29 protein-coding genes and 1 pseudogene are annotated in these 24,580 nt (G+C 54.7%); 18 read left to right on the forward strand and 12 right to left on the reverse strand.

The window, feature by feature from the left end; all coding sequences use genetic code 11:
• Positions 1 to 123: 123 nt before the first annotated feature.
• Positions 124 to 447, reverse strand: a complete 324-nt coding sequence (gene clpS, locus OR573_11035; protein XGA79036.1) for an ATP-dependent Clp protease adapter ClpS — start codon at positions 445 to 447, stop codon at positions 124 to 126.
• Positions 448 to 777: 330 nt separating this feature from the next.
• Complete coding sequence (locus tag OR573_11040; protein ID XGA79037.1) at positions 778 to 3,015, reverse strand: NADP-dependent isocitrate dehydrogenase; 2,238 nt, start codon at positions 3,013 to 3,015, stop codon at positions 778 to 780.
• Between the two features lie 253 nt (positions 3,016 to 3,268).
• Here OR573_11040 and OR573_11045 point away from each other — a divergent pair, with 253 nt between their 5' ends.
• The 10 genes and pseudogenes from OR573_11045 (at position 3,269) to OR573_11090 (ending at position 10,416) form a co-directional block, all read left to right on the forward strand.
• Positions 3,269 to 3,865 (forward strand): pseudouridine synthase, encoded by a 597-nt coding sequence (locus OR573_11045; GenBank protein ID XGA79038.1) that lies wholly within the window; start codon positions 3,269 to 3,271, stop codon positions 3,863 to 3,865.
• On the forward strand, positions 3,862 to 4,314 hold the full coding sequence (locus OR573_11050; protein XGA79039.1) for an NUDIX domain-containing protein: 453 nt from the start codon (positions 3,862 to 3,864) through the stop codon (positions 4,312 to 4,314). The genes OR573_11045 and OR573_11050 overlap by 4 nt, the downstream gene beginning before the upstream one ends.
• A gap of 143 nt (positions 4,315 to 4,457) precedes the next feature.
• A complete protein-coding gene (gene mnmA / locus OR573_11055; protein ID XGA79040.1) occupies positions 4,458 to 5,570 on the forward strand; it encodes a tRNA 2-thiouridine(34) synthase MnmA in 1,113 nt (370 codons plus the stop codon).
• The gene (gene hflD / locus OR573_11060; GenBank protein XGA79041.1) at positions 5,567 to 6,208 is read left to right on the forward strand and encodes a high frequency lysogenization protein HflD; all 642 of its coding nucleotides are present in this window, start codon (positions 5,567 to 5,569) and stop codon (positions 6,206 to 6,208) included. Before mnmA ends, hflD begins: the two co-directional genes overlap by 4 nt.
• 112 nt (positions 6,209 to 6,320) lie before the next feature.
• Positions 6,321 to 7,706 (forward strand): adenylosuccinate lyase, encoded by a 1,386-nt coding sequence (gene purB / locus OR573_11065; protein ID XGA79042.1) that lies wholly within the window; start codon positions 6,321 to 6,323, stop codon positions 7,704 to 7,706.
• A 50-nt stretch (positions 7,707 to 7,756) separates the two neighbouring features.
• On the forward strand, positions 7,757 to 8,938 hold the full coding sequence (locus OR573_11070; GenBank protein ID XGA79043.1) for a cupin domain-containing protein: 1,182 nt from the start codon (positions 7,757 to 7,759) through the stop codon (positions 8,936 to 8,938).
• Positions 8,935 to 9,369 carry a GNAT family N-acetyltransferase gene (locus tag OR573_11075; GenBank protein XGA79044.1) on the forward strand — a complete coding sequence of 145 codons (435 nt, stop codon included), beginning with the start codon at positions 8,935 to 8,937 and terminating at the stop codon, positions 9,367 to 9,369. The genes OR573_11070 and OR573_11075 overlap by 4 nt, the downstream gene beginning before the upstream one ends.
• A 153-nt stretch (positions 9,370 to 9,522) precedes the next feature.
• Entirely contained in the window at positions 9,523 to 9,825 is a 303-nt protein-coding gene (locus tag OR573_11080) for a type II toxin-antitoxin system ParD family antitoxin (protein XGA79045.1), read from the forward strand.
• Positions 9,826 to 9,849: 24 nt separating this feature from the next.
• A pseudogene (locus OR573_11085) lies at positions 9,850 to 10,050 on the forward strand (type II toxin-antitoxin system RelE/ParE family toxin).
• Positions 10,051 to 10,179: 129 nt separating this feature from the next.
• Positions 10,180 to 10,416: an addiction module protein gene (locus OR573_11090; GenBank protein XGA79046.1), complete on the forward strand. Its 237-nt coding sequence runs from the start codon at positions 10,180 to 10,182 to the stop codon at positions 10,414 to 10,416.
• A gap of 439 nt (positions 10,417 to 10,855) precedes the next feature.
• Here the strand turns inward: OR573_11090 and OR573_11095 are convergent, their stop codons facing one another.
• The 5 genes from OR573_11095 to OR573_11115 form a co-directional block, all read right to left on the reverse strand.
• The gene (locus OR573_11095; protein ID XGA79047.1) at positions 10,856 to 11,131 is read right to left on the reverse strand and encodes an antibiotic biosynthesis monooxygenase; all 276 of its coding nucleotides are present in this window, start codon (positions 11,129 to 11,131) and stop codon (positions 10,856 to 10,858) included.
• 94 nt (positions 11,132 to 11,225) lie between these two features.
• A complete protein-coding gene (locus OR573_11100) occupies positions 11,226 to 11,489 on the reverse strand; it encodes a Txe/YoeB family addiction module toxin (protein XGA79048.1) in 264 nt (87 codons plus the stop codon).
• Complete coding sequence (locus OR573_11105) at positions 11,486 to 11,728, reverse strand: type II toxin-antitoxin system Phd/YefM family antitoxin (protein XGA79049.1); 243 nt, start codon at positions 11,726 to 11,728, stop codon at positions 11,486 to 11,488. Before OR573_11105 ends, OR573_11100 begins: the two co-directional genes overlap by 4 nt.
• Positions 11,729 to 11,813: 85 nt before the next feature.
• On the reverse strand, positions 11,814 to 12,083 hold the full coding sequence (locus OR573_11110) for a CopG family transcriptional regulator (protein ID XGA79050.1): 270 nt from the start codon (positions 12,081 to 12,083) through the stop codon (positions 11,814 to 11,816).
• Complete coding sequence (locus tag OR573_11115) at positions 12,073 to 12,336, reverse strand: BrnT family toxin (GenBank protein XGA79051.1); 264 nt, start codon at positions 12,334 to 12,336, stop codon at positions 12,073 to 12,075. Before OR573_11115 ends, OR573_11110 begins: the two co-directional genes overlap by 11 nt.
• Positions 12,337 to 12,599: 263 nt before the next feature.
• Here OR573_11115 and OR573_11120 point away from each other — a divergent pair, with 263 nt between their 5' ends.
• From OR573_11120 to OR573_11140, 5 genes are all read left to right on the forward strand, one after another.
• Complete coding sequence (locus OR573_11120) at positions 12,600 to 13,544, forward strand: integron integrase (protein ID XGA79052.1); 945 nt, start codon at positions 12,600 to 12,602, stop codon at positions 13,542 to 13,544.
• A 531-nt stretch (positions 13,545 to 14,075) separates the two neighbouring features.
• Positions 14,076 to 15,674 (forward strand): isocitrate lyase, encoded by a 1,599-nt coding sequence (locus OR573_11125; protein XGA79053.1) that lies wholly within the window; start codon positions 14,076 to 14,078, stop codon positions 15,672 to 15,674.
• Positions 15,675 to 15,922: 248 nt separating this feature from the next.
• Entirely contained in the window at positions 15,923 to 16,657 is a 735-nt protein-coding gene (locus tag OR573_11130; GenBank protein ID XGA79054.1) for an AzlC family ABC transporter permease, read from the forward strand.
• Positions 16,647 to 16,955: an AzlD domain-containing protein gene (locus tag OR573_11135; protein ID XGA79055.1), complete on the forward strand. Its 309-nt coding sequence runs from the start codon at positions 16,647 to 16,649 to the stop codon at positions 16,953 to 16,955. The genes OR573_11130 and OR573_11135 overlap by 11 nt, the downstream gene beginning before the upstream one ends.
• A gap of 234 nt (positions 16,956 to 17,189) precedes the next feature.
• On the forward strand, positions 17,190 to 17,657 hold the full coding sequence (locus OR573_11140) for a glycine zipper 2TM domain-containing protein (GenBank protein XGA79056.1): 468 nt from the start codon (positions 17,190 to 17,192) through the stop codon (positions 17,655 to 17,657).
• Positions 17,658 to 17,781: 124 nt separating this feature from the next.
• Here the strand turns inward: OR573_11140 and OR573_11145 are convergent, their stop codons facing one another.
• Positions 17,782 to 18,063: a hypothetical protein gene (locus OR573_11145; GenBank protein ID XGA79057.1), complete on the reverse strand. Its 282-nt coding sequence runs from the start codon at positions 18,061 to 18,063 to the stop codon at positions 17,782 to 17,784.
• 184 nt (positions 18,064 to 18,247) lie between these two features.
• Between OR573_11145 and OR573_11150 the strand changes: the two genes are divergently transcribed.
• The gene (locus OR573_11150; protein XGA79058.1) at positions 18,248 to 18,730 is read left to right on the forward strand and encodes a peptidylprolyl isomerase; all 483 of its coding nucleotides are present in this window, start codon (positions 18,248 to 18,250) and stop codon (positions 18,728 to 18,730) included.
• 85 nt (positions 18,731 to 18,815) lie between these two features.
• On the opposite strand, the gene OR573_11155 is transcribed toward OR573_11150, so the two are convergent.
• From OR573_11155 to OR573_11170, 4 genes are all read right to left on the reverse strand, one after another.
• On the reverse strand, positions 18,816 to 20,000 hold the full coding sequence (locus OR573_11155; protein ID XGA79059.1) for an MFS transporter: 1,185 nt from the start codon (positions 19,998 to 20,000) through the stop codon (positions 18,816 to 18,818).
• A 17-nt stretch (positions 20,001 to 20,017) separates the two neighbouring features.
• Positions 20,018 to 20,596, reverse strand: a complete 579-nt coding sequence (locus OR573_11160) for an NlpC/P60 family protein (protein ID XGA81730.1) — start codon at positions 20,594 to 20,596, stop codon at positions 20,018 to 20,020.
• Between the two features lie 230 nt (positions 20,597 to 20,826).
• A complete protein-coding gene (locus OR573_11165) occupies positions 20,827 to 22,833 on the reverse strand; it encodes a YbeU/YbeR family protein (protein XGA79060.1) in 2,007 nt (668 codons plus the stop codon).
• Positions 22,834 to 23,044: 211 nt separating this feature from the next.
• Entirely contained in the window at positions 23,045 to 23,290 is a 246-nt protein-coding gene (locus tag OR573_11170) for a GlsB/YeaQ/YmgE family stress response membrane protein (protein XGA79061.1), read from the reverse strand.
• A gap of 112 nt (positions 23,291 to 23,402) precedes the next feature.
• Here OR573_11170 and OR573_11175 point away from each other — a divergent pair, with 112 nt between their 5' ends.
• Entirely contained in the window at positions 23,403 to 24,275 is an 873-nt protein-coding gene (locus OR573_11175) for a D-hexose-6-phosphate mutarotase (protein XGA79062.1), read from the forward strand.
• 86 nt (positions 24,276 to 24,361) lie between these two features.
• Positions 24,362 to 24,562, forward strand: coding sequence for a hypothetical protein (locus tag OR573_11180; protein XGA79063.1), 201 nt, complete (start codon positions 24,362 to 24,364; stop codon positions 24,560 to 24,562).
• The last annotated feature ends 18 nt before the right edge of the window (positions 24,563 to 24,580 follow it).

Here is a 24,580-nt window from a genome sequence, read left to right on the forward strand (position 1 = left end):
GCTTCGACCCAACCGGCTCAATTTTATCGGGTCAGATTGAATCACTATAATTGACCGTCACTCTCAACATCGGGCACAACGTGCGTGGTTGCAAGCCTCGGATAAAAAAATTGTTCAACGCTATCAGTCCGCCGCCTCTATATCGCTCATTAACGGATGCTCACATTCACGAGCATATTCATTAACCTGATAGCTTTTGGTCTCGGCAATGTCGCGGGTAAAAACACCACAGGTCGCCTTTCCCTGGGTGTGCACGGCCAACATCACCTGAATGGCTCTTTCATGATCAAGGTCGAAAAAACTCTGCAAGACTTCAATGACGAACTCCATAGGGGTGTAATCGTCATTATGCAGCACAACCTTGTACATCGGCGGTTTTGCCAGCTCGGGCTCGGCAGGCTTTACGGCCAGGTCGCCATCTTCATCAGGCTGAGATGGGCGTGTCATACCTGCCATCATGCTAGTGTCGGATTTCAGCCTGGCAATATCATCGCCGACTGGAAAACCTGTCATAGGCGACGATGTGGAGGCGGTCAGTGAAAACATACTGAGTTGGAATCGCATAAGAAACATTAGTTCAATTATTTACCTTGGGCGCCCGGTGACAAGCCTTGTGCAATAACTATACACCTTAAGGCGCCATTGTACATATAAGGTTCAGTATAGCACTACCATCAGCACTACCATCAAAAACCCCCCGCCCACTAAAGCGAGCGAGGGGTATCACAGCGTTGTCAGGCATTTTGCCCAATGGCTGTGCGATTGGCTAATACAATGTTAGCCGTTTGCAACCATGGCAAGTGCTTCGTTGAGCGTTTTGCTCGGGCGCATGACCTGATTGGCCAGCTCACCGTTCGGGTGATAATAGCCTTTAAGATCAACCGGTTGCCCCTGAACACCATTAAGCTCTGCAACAATGGTCTCTTCATTGGCTTTCAGCGTTTCCGCCAGGCGAGCGAACAGGGCTTTCATATCCGCGTCTTCATCCTGAGCCGCCAGGGCTTCTGCCCAGTAAAGCGCCAGATAGAAGTGGCTGCCACGGTTATCAAGCTCACCTACCTTGCGTGAAGGCGATTTATTGCTTTCCAGGAACTGGCCAGTTGCTTCATCCAGCGCATTGGCCAACAGCTTGGCACGGTCGTTATCAAAACGCTTGGCAAGGTGCTCCAGAGAAGCAACCAGCGCCAGGAATTCACCCAGGCTGTCCCAGCGCAAGTGGTTTTCTTCCAACAGCTGCTGTACGTGCTTGGGCGCAGAACCACCAGCACCGGTTTCAAACAGGCCGCCACCATTCATCAGGGGCACGATGGACAGCATTTTGGCACTGGTACCCAGCTCCAGGATCGGGAACAGGTCGGTCAGGTAGTCGCGCAGGATGTTGCCGGTGACGGAAATGGTATCCTGGCCGCGAATCACCCGCTCCAGGGTATAGCGCATGGCGCGTACCTGGGACATGATCTGAATGTCGAGCCCTTCAGTATCGTGATCCTTGAGGTAGGTTCTGACCTTCTTGATCAGCTCGTTCTCATGGGGACGATAAGGGTCGAGCCAGAATACCGCCGGCATACCGGAATCCCGGCAGCGGTCAACGGTCAGCTTGACCCAGTCGCGAATCGGCGCATCCTTGACCTGACACATGCGCCAGATATCACCTTCCTCGACGGTCTGGGACAGCAGCACTTCACCGGTATCAAGGTCAGTAATATTGGCGGTACCCGCTGCCGGCGCCTCGAAAGTCTTGTCGTGGGAACCGTACTCTTCCGCTTTCTGTGCCATCAGGCCGACGTTGGGAACCGTGCCCATGGTGGCCGGATCAAAGGCGCCGTGCCACTTACAGAAGTTGATCATTTCCTGGTAGATACGCGCAAAAGTGGACTCGGGCATCACCGCCTTGACGTCCTTGAGTCGACCATCAGCCCCGTACATCTTGCCGCCAGCACGAATCATCGCCGGCATGGAGGCATCAACGATCACATCGCTGGGCGAATGGAAGTTGGTAATACCGCGCGCTGAATCCACCATCGCCAGTTCAGGACGCTCGTCATGGCAGGCGTGCAGGTCACGGATAATCTCGTCGCGCTGGCTCTCGGGCAGGGTGTTGATCTTATCGTAGAGGTTAGCGATGCCGTTATTAACGTCAACGCCCAGCTCTTCAAACAGCTCACCGTGCTTTTCAAACGCTTCCTTGTAGAAGATCTTGACGCAGTGGCCGAACACGATGGGGTGCGAGACCTTCATCATAGTGGCCTTGACGTGAAGGGAGAACATCACACCGGTTTTACGGGCATCTTCAATTTCACGCTCGTAGAAATCCAACAGCGCCTTCTTGCTCATGAACATGCTGTCGATGACTTCGCCTTCCTGAAGCGCAACCTTGGGCTTGAGCACCAGAGTTTCGCCGCTTTCAGTGATCAGCTCCATCTTGACATTGCGAGCGCGATCCAGGGTCATCGACTTCTCGCCGTGATAGAAATCACCGCTGTGCATGTGCGATACGTGAGTACGCGATGCCTGGCTCCATTCACCCATGGAGTGCGGGTACTTGCGCGCGTACTGTTTGACCGCCTTGGGGGCACGGCGATCGGAGTTGCCTTCACGCAGCACCGGGTTGACCGCACTGCCTTTGACCTTGTCGTAACGCGCCCTGACATCCTTTTCTTCGTCGGTGGCTGGCTCGTCCGGGTACTCGGGCAGTTTGTAGCCCTGCTCCTGCAGCTCCTTGATCACCGCGCGCAGCTGCGGCATGGAAGCGCTGATATTCGGCAGCTTGATAATGTTGGCTTCCGGCACCTTGGCCAGAGCACCCAGCTCAGCCAGGTGGTCGTCAATGCGCTGCTCTTCGGTCAGATAGTCGGGGAACAAAGAAAGAACACGGGCCGCCAGGGAAATATCCCGGGTTTCCACTTCAATACCCGCAGCGTCCGTGAAGGCATCAATAATCGGGAGAAAGGAATAGGTCGCGAGCGCGGGTGCTTCATCGGTGAGCGTATAAATGATCTTCGGCGTTGTAGGCATTGTGCGTTAACCTCTTTTGTCTATTGCTGTGATGATAAAGATCCAGCGCGACACGACAGAAAAGCATGCCGCGAAGCAGACGGGATCGGTTTGTATGGTGTTCCCGGTTATCGATTGATGCTTGTAAAGCCATCATAATGGCTGCGCCAATAAGACACAGCTGCTGAATAAAATTGGCTGGAAGTATAGCAGCGCCGCATTTTAATCACATGAGAGATTGTCGACAAACCAAGGACATCCAACCAAAGAGATTATGAGCACCTTATATTTACTGCATAAGCCCTATCGTATGCTATCGCAGTTTACCGACAAACAAGGCCGCGCCACATTAGCCAATGTTATAGATGTTCCCGGCGTTTACGCAGCAGGACGGCTGGATTACGACTCGGAAGGCCTGCTGCTGTTAAGCGATGACGGCAGCCTTATCCACCGTATTGCTCACCCACGCCATAAGCAGCCCAAAACCTACTGGGTGCAGGTAGAAGGCCAAATTGATGACACAGCCCTAAGCGCTTTGGCCAAGGGCATAGAACTAAAGGATGGCCTTACTCAACCGGCCAAGGCGCGGCGCATTGAGCCACCCACCATTGCCCCACGCGACCCCATGATTGACCCCAAACGCCACCCAGAGACCAGCTGGTTGGAACTGACCATTACCGAGGGCCGCAACCGCCAGGTCCGCCGCATGACCGCTCACGTTGGCTTTCCGACCCTGCGCCTGATTCGCGCCGCAATTGGCCCGTGGCGGCTTGATAACCTCAGGCCAGGTGAATGGCGCAAAGAAACCCTTCACGCGCCCGCCAACAAGGCGCGCCGCCCGACCAAGGCCCGCACAAGGAAAAAATCATGAGCATTCGCGCCACTGTCGCCTGTGTGATCGAACAGAATGGCCGCTTTCTGATGGTCGAGGAACAACGTGGCGGCCCATTGACGCAGTTCAATCAACCCGCTGGCCATATTGAAGCGGGTGAAGGGCCGATGGCCGCCGTTTTGCGAGAAGTGGCCGAAGAAACCGCCTGGCGCGTGCGCTTGACGGGTTACCTGGGGCTTTACGTGTTCAATACGCCAGCAGGATTAACCTTTCATAGCCATGGGTTTATCGCCGAACCGACTGAATTCATGAACACCGCACTGGACCCGGACATTCACGCTACCCATTGGTTGAGCAGCGAAGACATCAAGCGTCTTGGCGACCAGCAGCGCTTGCGCAGCCCGCTGGTACTTGCGCGCATCGCCGCCGCCCGGGAAAAGCGCATCTACCCGTTAGGCGTGATCCATGAAGGCCCCGCAAATCAATAGCCATCAGACTCGAAGGCACTCGTCTGCATCGTGTATAATAAGCGGCTATTTATATGCTGTTGGATTCAGACGTCAAATCAGGACATCGCATAAGGCGTCATATAGAAACAATGGCATAAAACCATTTTCAACCGAGGATGCCCATGACATCCACTCAAGGCAAAGTAATCGTTGGCATGTCCGGCGGCGTCGACTCTTCCGTCTCCGCCCTGTTGTTGCTTGAACAAGGCTATCAGGTCGAAGGCCTGTTCATGAAAAACTGGAATGAAGACGACAACACCGAGTACTGCACGGCTAAAGACGACCTGATTGACGCAGCGGCTGTCTGCCGTAAGCTGGGTATTCCCCTGCATACCGCCAATTTTGCCGCTGAATACTGGGATAATGTGTTTGAACATTTCCTGGAAGAATATCGCGCCGGGCGCACGCCCAATCCGGATATCCTGTGTAACCGCGAGATCAAGTTCAAGGTCTTCCTCGACTACGCCGAAAAACTGGGTGCCGACAGGATAGCCACTGGCCACTATGTTCGTCAGGCCGTCAAAAACGGCCGCCCACGCCTGCTCAAGGGCCTGGATGGCAACAAGGATCAGAGCTACTTCCTCCACGCAGTGCCTGAAGCCGCCATTGCACGCACGCTATTTCCAGTGGGCGAACTGGAAAAACCTGCCGTACGCGCCCTGGCTGAACAACACGATCTGATTACCGCCAAGAAGAAGGATTCCACCGGCATCTGCTTTATTGGCGAGCGGCGTTTCCGTGACTTTCTCCAGCAGTACCTGCCGGCACAGCCTGGGCGCATAGAAACCCCGGATGGCGATGTCATTGGCCAGCATATGGGGCTGATGTATTACACCCTCGGCCAACGTCAGGGCCTAGGCATTGGCGGGCTTGCCAACTACCCGGAAGACCCCTGGTATGTGGCTGCCAAAGACCTAAACCGCAACGTTCTTATCGCGGTGCAGGGCAAGCACCACCCGCTGCTCTATTCCAACGCCCTGGCAACCGAAGCCATGGAATGGGTAGCGGGCACAGCGCCCGCAGAACAGGGCCGGTTTACCGCCAAAACCCGCTATCGCCAGGAAGAACAGCCTTGCACCTTACGCAGCCTGCCAGACGGCAGTGCCGAGGTTCACTTTGACGAGCCGCAATGGGCCGTCACTCCCGGGCAATCGCTGGTGATCTACGACGGAGATATCTGCCTGGGTGGCGGTGTCATCCGCACAACTTGGAATGCCCAGGAGGCGGCTGCATGACCTCAACGACCCCGATTCACCGTGCCCCGGATAGCCCGGCGGCCCGCCAGACCCTGGCGCTGGCGGGGGTTTTTCAGGCGGCCAGCCTGGTAGATGAACTGGCCCGCACCGGCCAGGTTGATCAACGCGCCTGGGACACCCTGATCAACGCCACCGTGGATACCAACCCGGAAAGCTTTGAAGCCATCTACGGTGGCCACCCCAACAATCTGCGTCGTGGCCTGGATACACTGGAAGCCCTCTCGGGGCGCCAGCAGGCCAACCCTGTGGTGTTGCGTTACGGCTTCACCCTGTTACTGCTGATGAACAAACTGCGCACCGACAATCAGATGATGGATCAGCTGGGCCAGAAGCTGTCGCGTATTCAGGGGCAGGCCGAACATTTTGGCAACACGCATGAGAATGTGATTGCCAGCCTGGGAGAGGCCTATCAGGAAACGCTTTCTACGCTGAAGACGCGCATCGTGGTGCAAGGCGACCCTTCCATGCTGCAAAGCCGCATGATGCCGGAGCGGGTGCGCGCCTGCCTGATGGCGGGTATCCGCTTTGCGCTGCTGTGGCATCAGCAAGGTGGGCGCCGCTGGAAGCTGGTTTTCCAGCGCAAGGCCATGCGTCGCGCCCTGGATGATCTAAGCTGAACCACTGGCGGGTTAAATTTTCAAAACTGTGGTCTATTTTCAAGACTAGCGTTTATTTTCAATACGATAATTCATTTTACGACTTTTTGCTGACGACCTGGAATCACTGCCCATGCAACTTTCTGCCTTGACTGCCCTTTCCCCTGTTGATGGCCGCTATGCCTCAAAAGCCGAATCGCTGCGCGAACATTTCAGTGAGTTTGGTCTGATCCGCGCCCGTGTGATTGTTGAGGTACGCTGGCTGCAGCGGCTGGCTGAACACAGCCAGATTGTTGACGTTCCCCCGCTTTCAGCGCAGGCCACCGCCTTTCTGGAAAGCCTGATCCGTGATTTCTCGGTTGACGATGCCCAACGTATCAAAGATATCGAACGCACCACCAATCACGATGTGAAAGCGGTTGAGTACTTTCTCAAGGAAAAAGTAGCCGACCAGCCCGAGCTCCATGCGGTCACTGAATTTATCCACTTTGCCTGCACCAGTGAAGACATCAACAACCTTTCCTATGGCGTGATGCTGGCAGACGGCTTGGCCGCTTTGCTGCCCAATATGCATCAGGTGGCTGATGAAATTGCCCGTCTGGCCGACGAGCATGCGAGCCAGCCGATGCTCTCCCGCACCCATGGCCAGACCGCCAGCCCCACTACCCTGGGCAAGGAAATGGCCAACGTCGCCTACCGCCTGAAGCGCCAGCTAAAACAGATCGAAAGCGTGGCCATTCTTGGCAAGATCAACGGCGCGGTGGGTAATTACAATGCTCACCTGACGACCTACCCGGAAATTGACTGGGAAGCCAACGCCCGCACCTTTGTGGAAGGCCTGGGGCTGAGCTTCAACCCCTACACCACCCAAATCGAACCCCACGACTATATCGCCGAACTGTTTGATGCCATCTGCCGTTTCAATACCATCCTGATCGATTTTGACCGCGACGTCTGGGGCTACATTTCACTCGGTTACTTCAAGCAGAAAACCGTGGAAGGTGAAATCGGCTCATCCACCATGCCGCACAAGGTCAACCCGATTGACTTCGAAAACTCCGAAGGCAACCTGGGCCTGACCAACGCGATTCTTGCCCACCTGGGCCAGAAGCTGCCGATTTCACGCTGGCAGCGCGACCTGACTGATTCCACCGTCTTGCGTAACCTGGGCGTTGGCCTGGCCTATGGGCTGATTGCCTACCATGCCTCGCTGAAAGGCATCAGCAAGCTCGAAGCCAACCCGGAACGCCTTGATGCCGACCTGGACAACAGCTGGGAAGTCCTCGCCGAGCCGATCCAGACCGTCATGCGTCGTTACAACATTGAAAAGCCCTACGAAAAGCTCAAGGAACTGACCCGCGGCAAGCGCATTGATCAGGCCGGTTTTGCTGCCTTCATTGATACGCTGGCGTTACCCGAAGACGTTAAACACAACCTGAAAGAACTCTCGCCAGCCCGTTATATCGGCAACGCGGAAGCACAGGCCAAGGCGCTGCTGGCTCATATTGAAGCCTTGTAATCCAGCATCACTGATTTTATTTTTTGCCACATCATCAACAGGACATAGCCATGAGCCAACGCGATAAGCCGCTAACCCTGCTAGGGGATCTTACCCCGGCTGAATTTATGGCCGAATACTGGCAACAGAAGCCGCTGCTTATTCGCGGCGCCTTTCCCGACTTTCTCAGCCCGCTGGAGGCTGACGAGCTGGCCGGGCTTGCCTGTGAAGAAGGCATAGAAGCGCGCCTGGTTGAGGAGAATGGTCCGAACGGCCCCTGGCAGGTTTCTCATGGGCCTTTTGATGACGCCACCTTTGAACGCCTGCCTGAGGAAAAGTGGAGCCTGCTGGTGCAAGCCGTTGACCACTATGTGCCTTCGGTGGCGGCCCTGATGGATGAGTTTGATTTCCTGCCCCGCTGGCGCCTGGATGACATCATGATCAGCTATGCTCCTCCCGGCGGCAGCGTTGGCCCACATATTGACCAGTATGATGTGTTCCTGCTGCAGGCCAGCGGCCAGCGCCGCTGGCAGTTGGGCGGCAAGACCGCCGACGATGCGGCCATCATTCCCGGCATCGACTTGCGTATCCTCAAGGATTTCGAGGTTGAAGCCGGCTCTGACTGGGTGCTGGAACCTGGCGACATGCTCTACCTTCCGCCGGGCTGGGCGCACCACGGCGTCAGCCAGACCGATGACTGCATGACGATTTCCGTCGGTTTCCGCGCGCCTTCCGCGGATGAAGCCGTTACGTCCTATGCGGACTACCTGGGCGAGCAGCTGCTGCCCTCCCAACGCTACAGCGATGCCGCCATGGCACCGGCTGACGATGCCAGCGAGATTGACGATGCCGCGCTGGAGCGCATGCGTCAGCTGATTTTTGAAACCCTGGATAACCCGACTCAACTCAGCCAGTGGTTTGGCCGTGTGATGACTCAGCCCAAATACGTTGACCAGCTGGTGCCGCATGACCCGCCCCTGAGCGTGCCTGAGCTTGTTGCTGCACTACAGGGTGATTCACCCCTCTACCATGCCCCAGGCTCACGTCTGGCCTGGCGCGCCGATGGTGATACCGTCACCCTGTTTGCCGATGGCGATGGCTACCCCTGCAGCCGCGAGCTGGCCCAGCGCCTGGCCAACCCGGCGCCGATTCATGAAGATGTTCTGAGCTTGGCAGGCGCTGATGCCTTGCTGACCCAGCTGGTGAATGTCGGCAGCCTCTACTGGCCCCAGGAGGAGGATGACGACGAGTGACCCTGACCATTGAAACCGGGCGCTGGGAAGCGCTCGGATCACATGCGGCACCTATCCGGCGCCTTGTCTTTGTTATCGAGCAGCAAGTGCCGGAGGAGGAAGAATGGGATGGCATGGACAACCAATGCACCCATTTTATTGCCTGGCAGAACGCGGATGGCGATCAACCCAGCCCCATCGGCACGGCGCGCCTGCTACCGGATGGTCATATCGGCCGGGTGGCTGTGCTGACTGAGCAACGCGGCCAGGGGGTCGGCGTTGCCTTGATGCAGGCCGCCATTGACGCTGCTCGCCAGCAGGGCCACGCCAAGGTAGTGCTCAGCGCCCAGCTGCATGCCTTGGCGTTCTATGAACATCTAGGCTTTGTCGCCTATGGCGACACCTTCATGGATGCCGGCATCCCTCATCGCGAGATGGTGCTCACCCTATAGAACACGTAACGCCCTGCTTTCTTAACCGCTGAACCAGGCCTAGGGTATTGGCAGGTGTTGGCGCGCCCGCAATCACGTGCTTGTCGCGTGGATTGCATTGTTATGCCAGCTGAACCAAAATATACCCATTATTGGTACTAGTGGGGTGACACCATGCAAAAGAACACCAGCATCACTCTAGGCCAACATTTTGATGCATTCATTGCAGAACAGCTCAAAAATGGCCGATACAGCTCAACCAGCGAGGTAGTTCGTGCAGGATTACGCCTGCTTGAGGAGTCTGAAACACGCCTGACCACACTTCGTAAACTGCTCAAGGAAGGCGAGGAAAGTGGTTTTGAAGACTACTCCTATGGCTCGTTTATTCGTGAACTGGACAACGAAAGACGCTGGTGCCAACTTTCCAGGAAGGCCAAAGCTGACCTCAAATCTATTGCCCTATACACGGAGCGTTAATGGGGCCGAGATCAACGAAACCACTATGTTCTCCAGTTCGATCAATGCTTCCACCGCCTGGCTGACAATCCGAACTTGGGGCAAGCTTGCGATGAGATAAGTCAAGGCTACCGACAGTATCCTCAGGGGAGCCACATCCTATTTTATCGGCTAACCACCGAGGGTATTGTTGAGATTATCCGCATCCTACACAAACGTATGTTGCCTGAGGCGCATCTGCTTTAGGGCGTAACGCCCGCCGCACGAGCCGATTTGGAGCCGCAGCGCGGCAGAAAAACGGTCACCGTGCTACCACTTGTTATGGGGTGAGACATCCTGCATGATTTACCTATGTCTATCTCCGCGGGGTGTCAAATGACTACGCTCGAATTCGAAACCCTTAGAAACGCGGCTATGACGCTCTCCGAACAGGAGCGCGCCGCTTTAGCCAAAGTTCTAGTGGCAAGCCTGGATGGCCCTGCAGATGAAGGTGTTGCAGAAGCGTGGGACCGCGAGATTCGCCGACGAATCCACCAGATTGATTCAGGAGAAGCAGAGCTGCTCGATGCAAAAGAAGTTCTGTCCCGCGCCAGAGATCGAATTAGAGGCTGATCATTTTGAGAGTAAGAATCAGCAGGGAAGCTGCTACAGAATTGGAAGAAGCCGCTTCCTGGTACGAGCAGGAAGATGCGGGGCTTGGAGAACGCCTGATCAATGCTTTCGAACAAGCAATAGAGCTACTTGAGGGGCCCCATCCCCCACTGGTTCCAGTCAACCATGACGTCGCAGAATCCGGAGCAAAACAAGTCATCCTGCATAGACTCCCCTTCTACCTGGTAACCATCGAAAGAAACCAAGCTATCATAGTCGTTGCTTTTGCTCACCACTCCAGAAAGCCGGGCTACTGGCGGAGACGGCTCTCCCCATAACGCTGCGTTTAGAGGTGAGCAACGCTACCACCTTACCTAAACCATTGTGCCGTAAACACTAAAGCCGATTCAAACCGAAAATGCCTACGTTGCGAATCCGTCTTAAACGCCTTGTTATGCGTTTACTCAAAGATTTCATAATGACGTTCGACATTCACCGTCACTTTATCCCAATGGGATGTTTTCACTCTATTCTGGTGATATTCAAACGCAGACTTATCTATGAATTCCTCGTAAACATCGAAGCGGCTAGGATTTTCCGAATTTTCAGTCACGCTAAACGTTATACACCCAGGCTCTTTAAGAGTAAGACGTTTATGATTTTCCAACTCAATTTTAATTACTTCAAGTTCTGACTCAGGAATTAAAATAACACCTTTCAATGTTACTTTTGACATAAATATCCCTATTACGCCTAACGCCCGACTCACTCGCCGGTTTGGAGCCGCGAAGCGGTGGAGAAATTGTCCGGCAACAGCAGTTGGTTATGCATTATTCGTAGTGGCTCCAGAGCCTGAGAACTTTCACCATTCGCTCGTCATCGAGCACTTGATAGACCAGACGATGCTGAATATTGATGCGGCGTGAATAGGCCCCCGCAAGATCACCAATGAGCTTCTCAAACGGAGGCGGCTTGCGGTACGGGTCTTCCGATAGCAACGCCAACAGTTCCTGCGCTTTTGGTTTGAGGCCGCTGGAGGCCAGTTTCTTTGCATCTTTCTGGGCTTGCTTGGTGTAAACCAACTTCCATGTCACCAGTCCAGTTCCTTATTGCATTCATCAACGGGGGTATCCATCCCCTCACGAATAGACTCCCGCATACCGGGTACTGAGAGCAGGTAAAGTGTTTCCTGAATTGCAGACCAGTCTTCCTCGGCAACCAGGACGGCTTTGTTCCGCTTACCCATTATGACGATTGGTTGGTGAGACTCGGCGGCCTCGTCAATCAACCTATAAAGGTTGCTGCGAGCCTCAGTTGCTGTGATTCCGGTCATGACGCACCTCTTGCGTGTTCAAACTTGCACCAAGTGTATGCCTCTGGACACGTACGTCAAGACGAACGCTTTGCATAACGCTCCGCTAAAGTGCACCGCTCGCGGTGTCATTTTTCAGCGGCTTGCTAGCAGCTTCAGCACGCAAGCGCTCGACTAGCCAAACTTTAATAATGGATTGGCGAGTGACCCCAATTCGAGCAGCTTCGCGATCAAGCGATTCAACTACCCATGCAGGAAAGTCGACATTAATGCGCTTCGCTTCATGATTTACTCGACGTGCAGTTGTTACATCAAGATCGCCAATGATGTCTTCTACACCCTCATCAAAATTTGAATCAAATTCATTAGCTTTCATATAGCTCTACCTCACTCTTGCGTGAACGTCTTACCGAAATAATCCGTATTTTTTCACCTCGGTAAGTGATCACGGCAGACCAGTGCTTATCACCTATAAGACCAATGACAAGGTAACGAGGTTCATCATCTGACTTAGCTTGAATCTCTAGTAAATCTTGGTCTTGCCACAAGGCCTGTGCATCATGGAAATCAATTCCATGCTTGTGGAGGTTCACTTGGCTTTTTTCACCATCAAATTCAAACGTGCTCATGAGTATAAATTATTCCTTTTTTACTCATTTAGCAAGGAAGTGGGTATGATTGACTGCTAACAGTGATTATACGCCTCGCTACAAAACCCCAATCAACGCTACGGCACATTCACTGGGGTTTTATAGCCAACCAATTTGACTCTACCCCATTGATTCCCAAGAGAGCAAAGCCAATTTTGGCAGCATATCCAAAATTCGCGTGCTTGCGTGTTTTTCCCTGCTCAATAATACTGTATTCATGAACAGTAATAAGAGTGACTCTTATGAAACTAATGGAACGCGTCAAGGCGACCCTCCGGGTCAAGCGCTATAGCCTTCGTACTGAGAAAACCTATTGCTACTGGATTCGCTTTTTCATTCGTTTCCACAGAATGCAGCATCCTGCCAATATGGCGGGCGATGAAGTGCGGCAATTTTTGGAATATCTCGCGTTAGAAAGGCACGTTGCTGCGGCAACACAAAACCAAGCACTCAATGCTATCGTGTTTCTGTATCGCCACGTGCTAGATCAACCGCTGGGTGAGGTGGGTAATTTTAGCCGGGCTAAGCGCCCTAAACGCTTACCTGTCGTGCTTTCCCACCAAGAGGTGATGGATGTGTTTGAGCACCTGTCCGGCTCCATGCTCCTGATTGCATCGCTGATGTACGGCTCGGGGTTACGAGTCTCCGAAGCTTGTCGGTTACGCGTAAAAGATATCGATTTTGCGCGCCACGTCATCACTGTCCGAGCAGGCAAAGGCAATAAAGACCGCACGACGCTGTTGCCACCCTCATGCGCTCAACCATTACATACCCATATACAAATCGCTGAACAACAGCTGACCTCTCGCATTGAAACAAACGCAATTCCTGTATCATTACCCTACGCGCTGGATAGAAAATATCCGAATGCAGGCATTTCCCTCGCATGGCAGTGGCTTTTTCCTTCATCCAAGCCCTGTTTCGATGAGTGGGGGCGTGTCGTGCTACATCACATCCATACTTCTGCCGTACAAAAAGCCGTTAAATATGCCATGCGCTCCTCTTCTTTAACGCGCCCAGGCTCATGCCACTCTTTACGGCATAGTTTCGCGACTCAGCTGCTTAGCCAAGGCACTGACATTCGCACGGTTCAAGAGTTGCTAGGCCATAAAAGCATCGAAACCACCCAAATATATACCCATGTATTGGGCAAGGGCTTTGCCGGTGTACGCAGCCCTTTGGAATAAGGGAGATAAAGGGAAATCGTGGGATTCGAGCACGCTACCGCAAGAGAATGCTGGTCTTCAGCCTCTTCCCTGGCGGTTACAGGCGGCCTGCGCCGTGGTCGTGTTTTCTCTACCGACTCGACCTCGCAGGGCTGCCACTCTCTTAAGCTTAGACCCACAAGCATGCTGATGAACAGGCTAAATGTTATCTAACGTATCCATATCGTAACACACAGGGTTACCAGGTACCGTTACCTCTCTCTGGAAATATCACTACATAGCTGCACCTTTAATGGCAGTCGTGTAGTCAAGCTACAACCCTGTCTGCCCCCAAGGAGCAATTGTTGCAGTGCATTGATTGGGCGATAGTGTCTACATCGCCGCATCACTGAAAGGCATTAGATCAAACGACGCAGATTTAGACCTTTGGATAAGCGACGTTTGACTAAAAGACACAGGCCACCAAATCACTGATGCTAGACGCAATCTCGCAGGTGCAGCATTAGCCATTACGTATCTGCGAACGATAATCATGACACTGAGGGATAGCAAATGACCGGTCTACTCGACGAAATCAAAGCACTCAAGCAACTGCGTGATGCGCAAGGCAGCAAGTGGGACAACATTACGGCAGAACACGCCGCCCGCATGCGCGTTCAGAACCGTTTTCATACCGGCCTGGATATCGCTCGTTACACTGCCAAGATCATGCGTGAAGATATGGCGGCTTACGATGCTGACACTTCAAAGTACACCCAGTCACTTGGCTGCTGGCATGGCTTTATCGGTCAGCAGAAGCTGATCTCGATCAAAAAGCATTTCGGCACCACCAAGCGCAGCTACCTCTACCTTTCTGGCTGGATGGTTGCCGCTCTGCGTTCTGAATTCGGCCCGCTGCCTGATCAGTCCATGCACGAGAAAACCTCCGTCGCTGACCTGATCGAAGAGCTCTACACCTTCCTCAGACAAGCTGATGCCTGGGAACTTAACCACCTATTCCGTGCGCTGGATGATGCCAAAGAAGCCGGTGACGAAGTCAAGCAGCGTGATCTGATCAAGCAGATCGACAGCCACGAAACCCATGTTGTGCCGATCATTGCCGATATTGATGCCGGTTTCGGTAACGCTGAAGCCACCTACCTGCTGGCCAAGAAGTTCATTGAAGCCGGTGCCTGCTGTATCCAGCTGGAAAACCAGGTATCCGATGAGAAGCAGTGCGGCCACCAGGACGGCAAGGTGACCGTTCCTCACGAGGACTTCATCGCCAAGATCAATGCCGTACGTTACGCCTTCCTTGAGCTGGGCGTTGAAGATGGCGTTATCGTCGCGCGTACCGACTCCCTCGGCGCTGGCCTGACCCAGAAGATTGCTGTTACCAATGAGCCAGGTGACCTGGGCGACCAGTACAACAGCTACCTCGACGGTGACTTCATTGATTCTCCTGAAGAGATCAACAACGGCGACGTGGTCATCAAGTCAGAAGGCAAGCTGAAAAAGGTCAAGCGTCTGGCATCCGGCCTTTACCAGTTCAAGCCGGGCACCGGCGAAGATCGCGTGGTGCTCGACTGCATCACCAGCCTGCAAAACGGTGCCGACCTTTTGTGGATCGAGACCGAGAAGCCTCACGTTGGCCAGATTGCCGGCATGGTTAACCGCATTCGTGAAGTTTGCCCGGATGCCAAGCTGGTCTACAACAACTCACCGTCGTTCAACTGGACGCTCAACTTCCGCCAGCAGGTGTTTGATGCCTGGCAGGAAGAAGGCAAGGATGTATCTGCCTACGAGCGCGACAAGCTGATGAGCGAAGAGTACGACAACACCGAGCTTGGCCAGCTGGCCGACGAGTGGACGCGTAACTTCCAGCGTGATGGTGCTCGCGAAGCGGGTATCTTCCACCACCTGATCACCCTGCCGACCTACCACACGGCGGCGCTGTCTACCGACAACCTGGCCAAGGGCTACTTTGGCGACGAAGGCATGCTGGCCTACGTGGCAGGCGTTCAGCGTCAGGAAATCCGTCAGGGCATCGCCACAGTTCGTCACCAGGATATGGCTGGCTCCAACATCGGCGATGATCACAAGGAATTCTTCCACGGTGATGCAGCGCTGAAAGCAGGCGGTAAAGATAACACCATGAATCAGTTCGGCTAATCGCTGAGTCGGCGTTCATCGCGCCAACGGTATTCATGAACGTCGAGGAGGCTCCCAGGAGCCTCCTTTTTTGTTTGGCTTTTATTTATAGTTCTTGTTGTCGAAAATTCCAGCTAATCATATACAATTGCACTATATTACTGGTTATATGCGGTACTTAGTGCTTTTCAGTATAGAAAAGACAGTTACATACACTAATAAAACCTGCAGGAACCCTCTTTTCAAACCTCTTCGAAAGCAGCCGCCCCATGCACAAACAGCAAGACACCTCAAGCGATGAAATAATACTGCATCAGTTCGACAAGGCGTTGGTCTGGGACGGCTTCAAACAGCTGGTTCCTCTGTCCATCTTCGTTATCGCCTTTGGTGCTGCCTTTGGGCTGGCCGCGGCTCAGGCGGGCGTCGATGGCAATATGGCGATTGCCATGAGTACCCTGGTGTTTGCAGGCACCGCACAGTTTGCAGCACTGGATCTGTGGGCCGCTGAAATTCCGCTGTTTACGCTGGTGATTACCGTGTTTGCCATTAATGCCCGCCACCTGCTGATGGGGGCCACCCTTTACCCATGGCTGCATCATCTTCCCAGAGGTAAACGCTATGGCGTTATGCTGGTGGCATCGGATGCTAACTGGGCCATGTCAATGCAGGCCTTCAGCCGTGAAAAGCCTGGCTTTGGCATTCTGCTTGGTGGTGGCCTTGCCCTGTGGCTTTTCTGGGTGATCGGCACCTGGCTGGGGATCTATTTTGGCAATGTTGTCAGCGACCCCAAACGCTTCGGGCTGGATATGGTGATGGGCTGTTTTCTGCTGACCATGGTAGTCAATGGTGAAAAGAATCTGCGTATGCTGTTTATCTGGTCAGTTGCCGCTATTGCCTCTCTTTTGGCGTATCGCTTTCTGCCTGAAAACAGCCACATTATAGTAGGCGCCTTTGCAGGCGGCCTTGCAGGACTGGCATGGGGGTATCAAGGTCATGCTCGTTGAAACCACTGGCACCGGCACCCTGCTGATCATCCTGATTATGGCGGTCGTCACTCTGGCAACTCGCTGGGGCGGCGTCTATATCATGTCATTTATCCCGATTGGCTACCGGGTCAAACAGTTTATTCATGCCATGTCTGGGTCTGTTCTGGTAGCCATACTCGCCCCCATGGCCGTCACTGGCGACAACGGCGCACGCCTTGCCCTGCTGACCACCGCTGTAACTGTACTGGTGCTCAAAAAACCCTTACCCGCTATTTTTGCCGGTATCCTGGTCGCGGCTCTGTTCAGACAGCTTTGAAAACGTGACAATACAAAACTCTGGAATGGTTGTGCTGTCGCTATTAACGATTACACTGGGGTTAATGCCTTGAACTCAGAACAGCAGATTATTTTCCGAGAAAATTTTCGAACACTGTTCTATAATCACGGTCTGAAGTAGCACCTGGCCACAGAATTGCGGTCATAGGCATATGTCAGGCGGTCTCGTTGACATTAATAAACGATTAAACGGAATTAGCCATCGGAGGCTTTAATGAAACGTATTCTTCCTATTGCGGCACTCAGCCTGTTAACCCTGGCAGGCTGTGCCAACACCTCTCAATACTCGGGTGACGTCTATCGCGGCCAGGACGCCAAAACAGCCCAAAGCGTTAAATACGGTACTATCGTAGCTATTCGCCAGGTGCAGATCCAGGCAGATAGCCGCACGGGTAACCTGCTTGGCGGCGGCGGTGGTGCTGTCATCGGCGGGCTTTTGGGTAACCAGGTGGGCGGTGGCAGCGGCCAGCGTATTGCTACAGCAGTAGGCGCCATCGGTGGTGCCCTTGCAGGTACGGCCGCTGAAGATGCCGCTAACCGCATCAATGCCTGGGAAATGGAAATCCGCACCGACTCAGGTGAAGACCTGGTGGTTGTTCAGCGCGCTGACCGCCAGTTTGAACCCGGCCAGCGTGTGCGTCTGATTGGCAGCGGTCGCAACATTAGCGTGGCACCCTACTAGATTTTAGCAACACCTGCTTCAACAACCACTTTAGCAGTGGTTGAACAGCAAAAACCGGTATGGAAGCCCATACCGGTTTTTTTAGTGCTGCTTTTCAATCCTGCTAACGAAGGCTTCTTACTTCTTAATGAGCCGCTTTTCCGGCAGCCCAGCTGGCAAGTTTGACAACCACCAGGGCAATAATACCGATCAGGATGGTTACCAGCAGGATATCAACCGGACGCACCAGCGTCGTTGCCCCTAACACCGCCAGCGAACCTACCCAGACAAGGCGGTTTTCGCCGTGGGTCTTGAGCACCTCAGGCAACATCTTATCCAGGCTGTCGCTGAAACCGTTTTCCCAACGCTTATTGGTGAAATAACCAATCAACACGAATGCAATCACCCAAATCAGAAAAACCGTCATTACAAGCTCCATAAGGTAGTAGGGGGGAAAGGGTTAAAACTGATCCCGCTAGAGTAGCCTTGCACATGGCATCACGCAATACCGCCAACGTTTAAAAGGCAGGCGAAAATCACCTCTACCCCCTGACAAACCCCCTTTTACCGCGTTACCATATAAGGACATGCACTCACCGAAAGGTTATTAAATGCAAATTGCGCAAAACTCGGTTGTCGCTTTCCACTATACCCTGACCAACGACGCAGGTGAGGTGCTTGACAGTTCCGAAGGCCGCGAACCGCTGACTTATCTGCACGGCGCAGGTAACATCATCCCTGGCCTGGAAAAAGAACTCGAAGGTCGTGGCGCAGGTGAAAAACTGGTCGTCAAGGTAGCCCCAGAAGAAGGCTATGGCGAAGTTCAGGAACAGCTGATGCAGGAAGTTCCGCGTGATGCCTTCCAGGGCGTAGAAAGCGTAGAACCCGGCATGCAGTTCCAGGCCCAGACTCAAGGCGGCCCGCTGATGGTTACCGTCAAGAAGGTTGAAGGCGATACTGTTGTTGTTGATGGCAATCACCCGCTGGCAGGTCAGCATCTTAACTTTGATGTTGAAATTGCCACCGTTCGTGAAGCCAGCGAAGAAGAAGTCGAGCACGGCCATGTACATGGAGAAGGCGGCGTAGAGCACTAATTCTACTGTTGTCGAAATATCGCTTGGCATGCATTGCCAAGCGAACAGAAAGCGGCCTTAAGAGGCCGCTTTTTTTGTTGGCGCCTTACCCCCTGGCGCGCTCCATTTGCCACATGCGCATCGCGATCAGCAGCGTGATCGTCAACAGCAGCCAGGAGCCTATGGCAACGCCCGGCCAGCCTGCCCAGCGCCAGAAAGGTTCCAGCCAGAACCCACCCAGACTGGCACCTACATAATAAAACACCAGATACAGCGCAGACGCACTGCCGCGTGCGCCTTTGGCATAGCGCCCTACCCAACCCGACGCCAGCGAATGAGCAAGAAAAAAGCCAAAGGCATTGATCGTCAAGCCCACAATGATCAGCGGCAAGGGTTCAAACAAGGTCACAGCGGTGCCGGTCATCAGAATCACAACGCCAAGGACGATGCAGCGTGCAGGGGAAAAACGGCTGGCCAACCGCCCAGAGAGCGCCGACCCCAGAGTCCCGCCCAGGTAAGTCAGAAAAATCAGCCCCAGGCTGGTGGCTGCCAGTTGATAAGGCGCTTCAGACAGACGGAAAGTCACATAGCTGTACTGATTGATAAAAATCAAAAAGTTAATACCGCCCAGGGCATATGCGGCAATCAGCACAGGTGAACGCAGATGACCCAAGAGCCCTTGCAACGCTGTGGGCAGATGAAAAAGCTGGGGGCGAAAGGCCCGGCTGCGAGGCAGCAGACGCCAGAACAGCATACCGCCCACAAGCGTCATCAGCCCCACCGTCATAAACGCCGCAGTGGCGCCGCCCCATTGGGCTACACTGCCCCCAATGACACGCCCGCTGATACCCCCTAGTGAATTGGCGCCAATATATAGTCCGACGGCGCTGAGTAGCGCCGGCCGGTCAAACTCATCGCCCATCCAGGCAATCGCGACGGCGGGCAAGCCGCCAAGAAAAAAGCCCTGCACAAAGCGCAGCGCCAGAAGGGTTTCGATATTAGGGGCAAAGGCCAGCAGCAAAGAACACAGGCCTGCGATAAACAGGGTGTAGCGCATGATACGCTCTCGGCCAATGGCATCCGATAACGGGCCAAATACCAGAAGCGATAGCGCCAGTGACAAGGTGGCGATCGACATCACCAGGCTGACACCCAGCGTTGAGATGCCGTAGGCTTCACGTAATTCAGGAAGTAGCGGCTGGGGAACGTATAGATTGATAAAGACAACAAACGAGCCAAGGCAAAGTGCAGCGGTTGCCCGCCACCAAGCGGCTGTTCTGGCTTCAATCATACCCTCCCCTTAAAGCTTTAACGCTGTAGTGAATCAGCCAGCCCAGCCAGATGGGTAGGTTCCAGGGTGCGTCGAGACTGCCAGTAATAACGCTGCCAATAGCTGTTATCCAGGCGCGAGATCATCACCCCTTTCGATGAAGAAGCATGCATGAAGCGACCGCTGCCAATGTATATACCGGCGTGCCGACCAACCCCTGGTGGGTTGAAAAACACCAGGTCTCCGGGCTGTAGTTCACTACGGTCAACCGGACGGCCCTGCTTTACCTGTTGGCGGGTAGTGCGCGGCAGCTGCATATTGAACGTATCGCGATATACATTCTGGATGAGTGCCGAACAGTCGATGCCCCGCTCATTGGTTCCACCTAAGCGGTAAGGCGTACCTACCCAACGCTGATGCTGGGCCAGCAAGGCCTGACGCACTGCAGCAGATGTAGAGGAAGAGCCATAATTCTGTAACGCGGTTGAATTATCCGCAGGCGACATCATCAGATCATGGCTGCCCGGCATATCCGGGAGTGACATGGCAAAGTAGTTTTCCGGTGCAGCAGTATTGGCCTGCTTGGTGGAACTGGCGCAGCCAGTCACAAGCAGCATAGTGCTCGCCAGACACACACCCTGTAAGACCTTGTTGCCAGCAACCGGCAAGATGCCATCCAAGGGACGGCTTTCCCCATTGGTAAAATTCATAAACGCGACCATGCCACTTTTTCCTCTCATCCAACCGTGTTTTACCACTGGCTGTAGATCCCTGATTTTGTATAAACAGGACTATAAGCGAAAACACCCCGTATTGGCGAATGAAACAGACGTTTAATTAGCCCTTGTTAATGAAGTGTGCGTTGATCACCCGGTAAGGTATCAATATGCAGTGGTGCAAAATGGCGTGGCTTGTTGCCCGGAAAATCCAGGCTCGCCCAGGGGCCGGCCAATAAGGGGGCTGCGCACAGCCAGGCAGTCAGGGCCTGGCGCAAACTGGCCAGAAAGCTGTCGCGCTCAGGGGTATCGCCCATAAAGAATGAAAATCCGGCGTACAGCCCCTCGGCGTATGTCTGCCAGCTGCTGTAATGCTGGCTTGCCAGCCCATAGGCCTGGTCCAGCAGGCGATTAAACTGAACCAGCGTCAGCCAGCCCAGTTGCCGCCCGGCAATCGCAAGGTCAACCACCTGAGCAATGTCCCAGGCGGTCATATCGAGCTGGTTGCAGCCATCTTCGTCGTCGCGCACGCGCTGCAGGCGCAGCAGGTGCTGATGTTCTTCCGGGCCACACTGCCCTGATTCCAGAATGGCAATTTCAGCATCCAGGCGCTGAGGGTTCAGCGTATAGGGCGCGTAGTTGATCTGATAATCCTGACGGTCGCCGGATTCCAGCATGAAGCGGATAAATTCCTTGAATTCATCAGCGTTCTGTAACTGATAGTGACTGTCGACCCAGGCCAGAATCTCGTGCTGTTCACGCTCACTTTCTGGATAGGGCTCTCCCCAGGCGGCGCTATTCAGCGGCCCGGCAAGCGCCATGGCGGTAAAGTGGCTCAAGGCTGGCCGCACGCCAGGTTCACGCCAGGCGCCAGGCTGCCAGTCGAGCCAGTTGAACAGGCTGCCAGGGTCATCAAGATGCCAGGCAATTTCATGTACCAGCGACTGGCTGTCAGTTTCCGGCAGGCACTGCTCCCAAGCCAACCAAGCCTTGAGCAAGGTATGTGCATCGGGATAAAAACGGCACAGGCTGCTTTTCAGCGCATCAACATAATCCAGCAGTTCGGCCTGATCAAACAGCTGGCTATCCAGCGCCATATGCAGATAAAAGGCGAACTTTTCGGCCATATGAATCGTCGCTGAATGGCGACTGATCGATTTCAGCGCACCACGCTGATCCTGCCATTGCAGGTCAGGTTCACCAAACACACTGCCAAGCGGCGGCCAGATACCATGAGCGGCATCAGCCGCCAGCTGGTTAAGATGATGCGCCTGAGCGGGCAACCAGTAACGCGCCAGCGCTGCTGCGCCTTCATCCGCATGCAGCCCCAGGGTGTCCTGCAGAAAATGTGCGACTTCCATGCGCCTAGCCTCCGGCAACACCAAGGCAACCCCACCCTGACGCAGCATCAGCTCAGGCTCACGTACGCCAGCCAGGGCCAGCAACCAGTGGTAAGGGCTCTCGCGCCAACGCCGTATTGCCTTGCGAGAGGCATCGCGCACCTCGCTGTCCAAAAGGCTCTGCAGTGGCTCGGCCCAAGGGCTGTGGGCAGACGTCAACAACTGCTGTTCATTAGCCGAACAGCCAACGCTGCGGCGATCCTCGCCTTCGAACAGGCTCAAGCCACGCACAAAGGCTTTTACCAGCTCTGTCCAATCCTTATAGCGCTGACTCAAGAGATCTACCGCGTGGGCCGCAAAATGATCAGCATCCTGCTGGGTAAGATAGCCGCAACACGCACCCGCCCAGGCCAGCTCAGCCATACGCAGCCAATCCCAGGCGGCCCAGTCAAGCGGCTCTTGCTGGGCAATAAACGTAGACAGAAGGCGGGCGTGCGGCGCTTCCTGATGTTCATCCAGCCAGGCGTTATGCTCGGCGTCATCCAGGGTTTTCAGCAAGCGCGCTTCAACGTCCCAGCGCTGACGCTCACCCTGGGCACTCAGCCACAGTAGCGCCGTCATCAGGGTGTCACGGTCGTTGACCTCCCAGGCCGAATGCAGCCACTGTGCTGCGTCCGGCCAGGCGTTGCGGCCACCCGGATACTCGGTGACCGACCTGAGTAGCGCACAAACACGCCAGCAGCGAGCCTTTGCAGCCTGTGGCCAGTGTTGAAATGCTTGATTAATCTTCCGGGACATCAGCAATCACGCCTAGGGGTTATCGCATCGACCAAGATTCACCTCGTCTTGCTTCAGGAGTGGCCTGGCACCATGATTTTGACAGCGCCAGCTCATAAGGGGCGCATAGTGTAACCCAGGTGGCAGCGGCCAGCCCACGCCAGGAGCAAAAACACCTCCGCCCGGCATGGCCGGGCGGAATTAACGCGTTGCGCTGGAAGGATACGCCTGCTCAGCCCGATTCCTTGACCTTGCTGATTATCCAGAGTAACACCACAGCACCGACAATCGCGGTGACCAGGGAACCAATAAAGCCACCCGCTTTCAGCCCCAGCAAACCAAACAGGAAACCACCCAATACGCCCCCAACAATACCCACCCCGATGTTGCCCAGGATGCCGAAGCCGCCTCCACGCATAATATTGCCGGCAATCCAGCCTGCCAGCCCGCCAATTATCAACCATGCAATCAAGCCCATATCAGACTCCTAGACTTATCATCTGTGTGGAATTTTACCTGTATCACTCGCATGTTCTACCATAGCATATCCCTCGACAATGTCGCCCGAGCACACAGGAGCAAGATAACTGATGATTCCCGATTCGCTTCGCCATTTGATAAAGGCTACCCAAGGCCAACAGACGGTTATCTGGCAGGAGCGTGAACTGGTGCTCTTCAACCAACCCTGGGGTGAGCTGGCCATTGCCCTGCAGGGTGCCCAGGTGGTGCACTTTCAACCGGCCGATGATGCCGCGCCCTGGCTATGGATGACGCCCACCCCCCAAGCACTGCCCGGTGCACTGCGCGGCGGTATCCCCTTATGCTGGCCGTGGTTTGGTGACGAACGCTATGCCGATGAAAGTGACGACCGCAGCGGCCCCTTCCACGGCCTGGCCCGCCATGCGTTGTGGCATCTGGAGGCAGTTGACGAGCACGAAGAAGGTATTGAAGCCCATCTTTCGCCACAAGATCGCCTGCATAGCCAGCTAAACGTCCGCGTCGTCATTCAGGCCAACGCTCAGCGCCTGCACGTTGAACTGATCAGTGAGAACTGCGGCACCGCTCCGGTCAAGATCAGTGCCGCCCTGCACAGCTATCTGGCGGTTGACCAGATTCAGCAATGCCGTCTTGAAGGGTTGGCCGGTGCGCGCTATCTCGATAAGCGCCGCGGCTTCGCCGAAGACGAGCAGCAAGGCACCCTGGCGATTCGCGGCCCTATCGACCGCATCTACCATAGCAACGCGGCGGTCATTCTGGATGACGGCAGCCGTCAACTGCGGATTGCCAAACACGACAGCGATTCAACCGTGGTATGGCACCCTGGCAGCGAGTTACCCGGTGATACTCCGGCAGAGGCCGCCGAGCACTTTTTATGCGTGGAAGCCGCCAATACCCGGCTCGACCCGGTCTGGCTGGTGCCGGACGCCCAGCACATCCTGGGTACCACTATCAGCCGTGCCTAGCGCCGCCGTTCACCTGCTGTTCACTCAAGCAGGCTTAACATCACCTTGATCTTTGATCACTTTTGGCCAACAAGGAACGCTTATCCATGAACCCTCAGTACTGGCTTGAAGCCGCGACGCTGGTTTTTAATCTGCTCGGCATGGTGGTTTGCCTAGTCGGGCTGACCCTGGCGCAGAAGATGACCCGCCGCTGGCCCGGCTATGTGATTGCCGTGATTGGTTTTCAGATTGCGACCCTGCCGATGTTTTACCAGTTGGTGCAGATGCTGCGCCAAAGTGGCGCATAGCGGCGTCTTCCAGAGGAG

The organism is Halomonas sp. CH40, from assembly GCA_041875495.1.
GTDB lineage: Bacteria > Pseudomonadota > Gammaproteobacteria > Pseudomonadales > Halomonadaceae > Vreelandella.

Bases quoted from the DNA above. Each gene is read 5' to 3' on its own strand.
- clpS (XGA79036.1), bottom strand. From the start codon at position 447: ATGACACGCCCATCTCAGCCTGATGAAGATGGCGACCTGGCCGTAAAG.
- OR573_11040 (XGA79037.1), bottom strand. From the start codon at position 3,015: ATGCCTACAACGCCGAAGATCATTTATACGCTCACCGATGAAGCACCC.
- OR573_11045 (XGA79038.1), top strand. From the start codon at position 3,269: ATGAGCACCTTATATTTACTGCATAAGCCCTATCGTATGCTATCGCAG.
- OR573_11050 (XGA79039.1), top strand. From the start codon at position 3,862: ATGAGCATTCGCGCCACTGTCGCCTGTGTGATCGAACAGAATGGCCGC.
- mnmA (XGA79040.1), top strand. From the start codon at position 4,458: ATGACATCCACTCAAGGCAAAGTAATCGTTGGCATGTCCGGCGGCGTC.
- hflD (XGA79041.1), top strand. From the start codon at position 5,567: ATGACCTCAACGACCCCGATTCACCGTGCCCCGGATAGCCCGGCGGCC.
- purB (XGA79042.1), top strand. From the start codon at position 6,321: ATGCAACTTTCTGCCTTGACTGCCCTTTCCCCTGTTGATGGCCGCTAT.
- OR573_11070 (XGA79043.1), top strand. From the start codon at position 7,757: ATGAGCCAACGCGATAAGCCGCTAACCCTGCTAGGGGATCTTACCCCG.
- OR573_11080 (XGA79045.1), top strand. From the start codon at position 9,523: ATGCAAAAGAACACCAGCATCACTCTAGGCCAACATTTTGATGCATTC.
- OR573_11090 (XGA79046.1), top strand. From the start codon at position 10,180: ATGACTACGCTCGAATTCGAAACCCTTAGAAACGCGGCTATGACGCTC.
- OR573_11095 (XGA79047.1), bottom strand. From the start codon at position 11,131: ATGTCAAAAGTAACATTGAAAGGTGTTATTTTAATTCCTGAGTCAGAA.
- OR573_11105 (XGA79049.1), bottom strand. From the start codon at position 11,728: ATGACCGGAATCACAGCAACTGAGGCTCGCAGCAACCTTTATAGGTTG.
- OR573_11110 (XGA79050.1), bottom strand. From the start codon at position 12,083: ATGAAAGCTAATGAATTTGATTCAAATTTTGATGAGGGTGTAGAAGAC.
- OR573_11115 (XGA79051.1), bottom strand. From the start codon at position 12,336: ATGAGCACGTTTGAATTTGATGGTGAAAAAAGCCAAGTGAACCTCCAC.
- OR573_11120 (XGA79052.1), top strand. From the start codon at position 12,600: ATGAAACTAATGGAACGCGTCAAGGCGACCCTCCGGGTCAAGCGCTAT.
- OR573_11125 (XGA79053.1), top strand. From the start codon at position 14,076: ATGACCGGTCTACTCGACGAAATCAAAGCACTCAAGCAACTGCGTGAT.
- OR573_11130 (XGA79054.1), top strand. From the start codon at position 15,923: ATGCACAAACAGCAAGACACCTCAAGCGATGAAATAATACTGCATCAG.
- OR573_11135 (XGA79055.1), top strand. From the start codon at position 16,647: ATGCTCGTTGAAACCACTGGCACCGGCACCCTGCTGATCATCCTGATT.
- OR573_11140 (XGA79056.1), top strand. From the start codon at position 17,190: ATGAAACGTATTCTTCCTATTGCGGCACTCAGCCTGTTAACCCTGGCA.
- OR573_11145 (XGA79057.1), bottom strand. From the start codon at position 18,063: ATGACGGTTTTTCTGATTTGGGTGATTGCATTCGTGTTGATTGGTTAT.
- OR573_11150 (XGA79058.1), top strand. From the start codon at position 18,248: ATGCAAATTGCGCAAAACTCGGTTGTCGCTTTCCACTATACCCTGACC.
- OR573_11155 (XGA79059.1), bottom strand. From the start codon at position 20,000: ATGATTGAAGCCAGAACAGCCGCTTGGTGGCGGGCAACCGCTGCACTT.
- OR573_11160 (XGA81730.1), bottom strand. From the start codon at position 20,596: ATGCTGCTTGTGACTGGCTGCGCCAGTTCCACCAAGCAGGCCAATACT.
- OR573_11165 (XGA79060.1), bottom strand. From the start codon at position 22,833: ATGTCCCGGAAGATTAATCAAGCATTTCAACACTGGCCACAGGCTGCA.
- OR573_11170 (XGA79061.1), bottom strand. From the start codon at position 23,290: ATGGGCTTGATTGCATGGTTGATAATTGGCGGGCTGGCAGGCTGGATT.
- OR573_11175 (XGA79062.1), top strand. From the start codon at position 23,403: ATGATTCCCGATTCGCTTCGCCATTTGATAAAGGCTACCCAAGGCCAA.
- OR573_11180 (XGA79063.1), top strand. From the start codon at position 24,362: ATGAACCCTCAGTACTGGCTTGAAGCCGCGACGCTGGTTTTTAATCTG.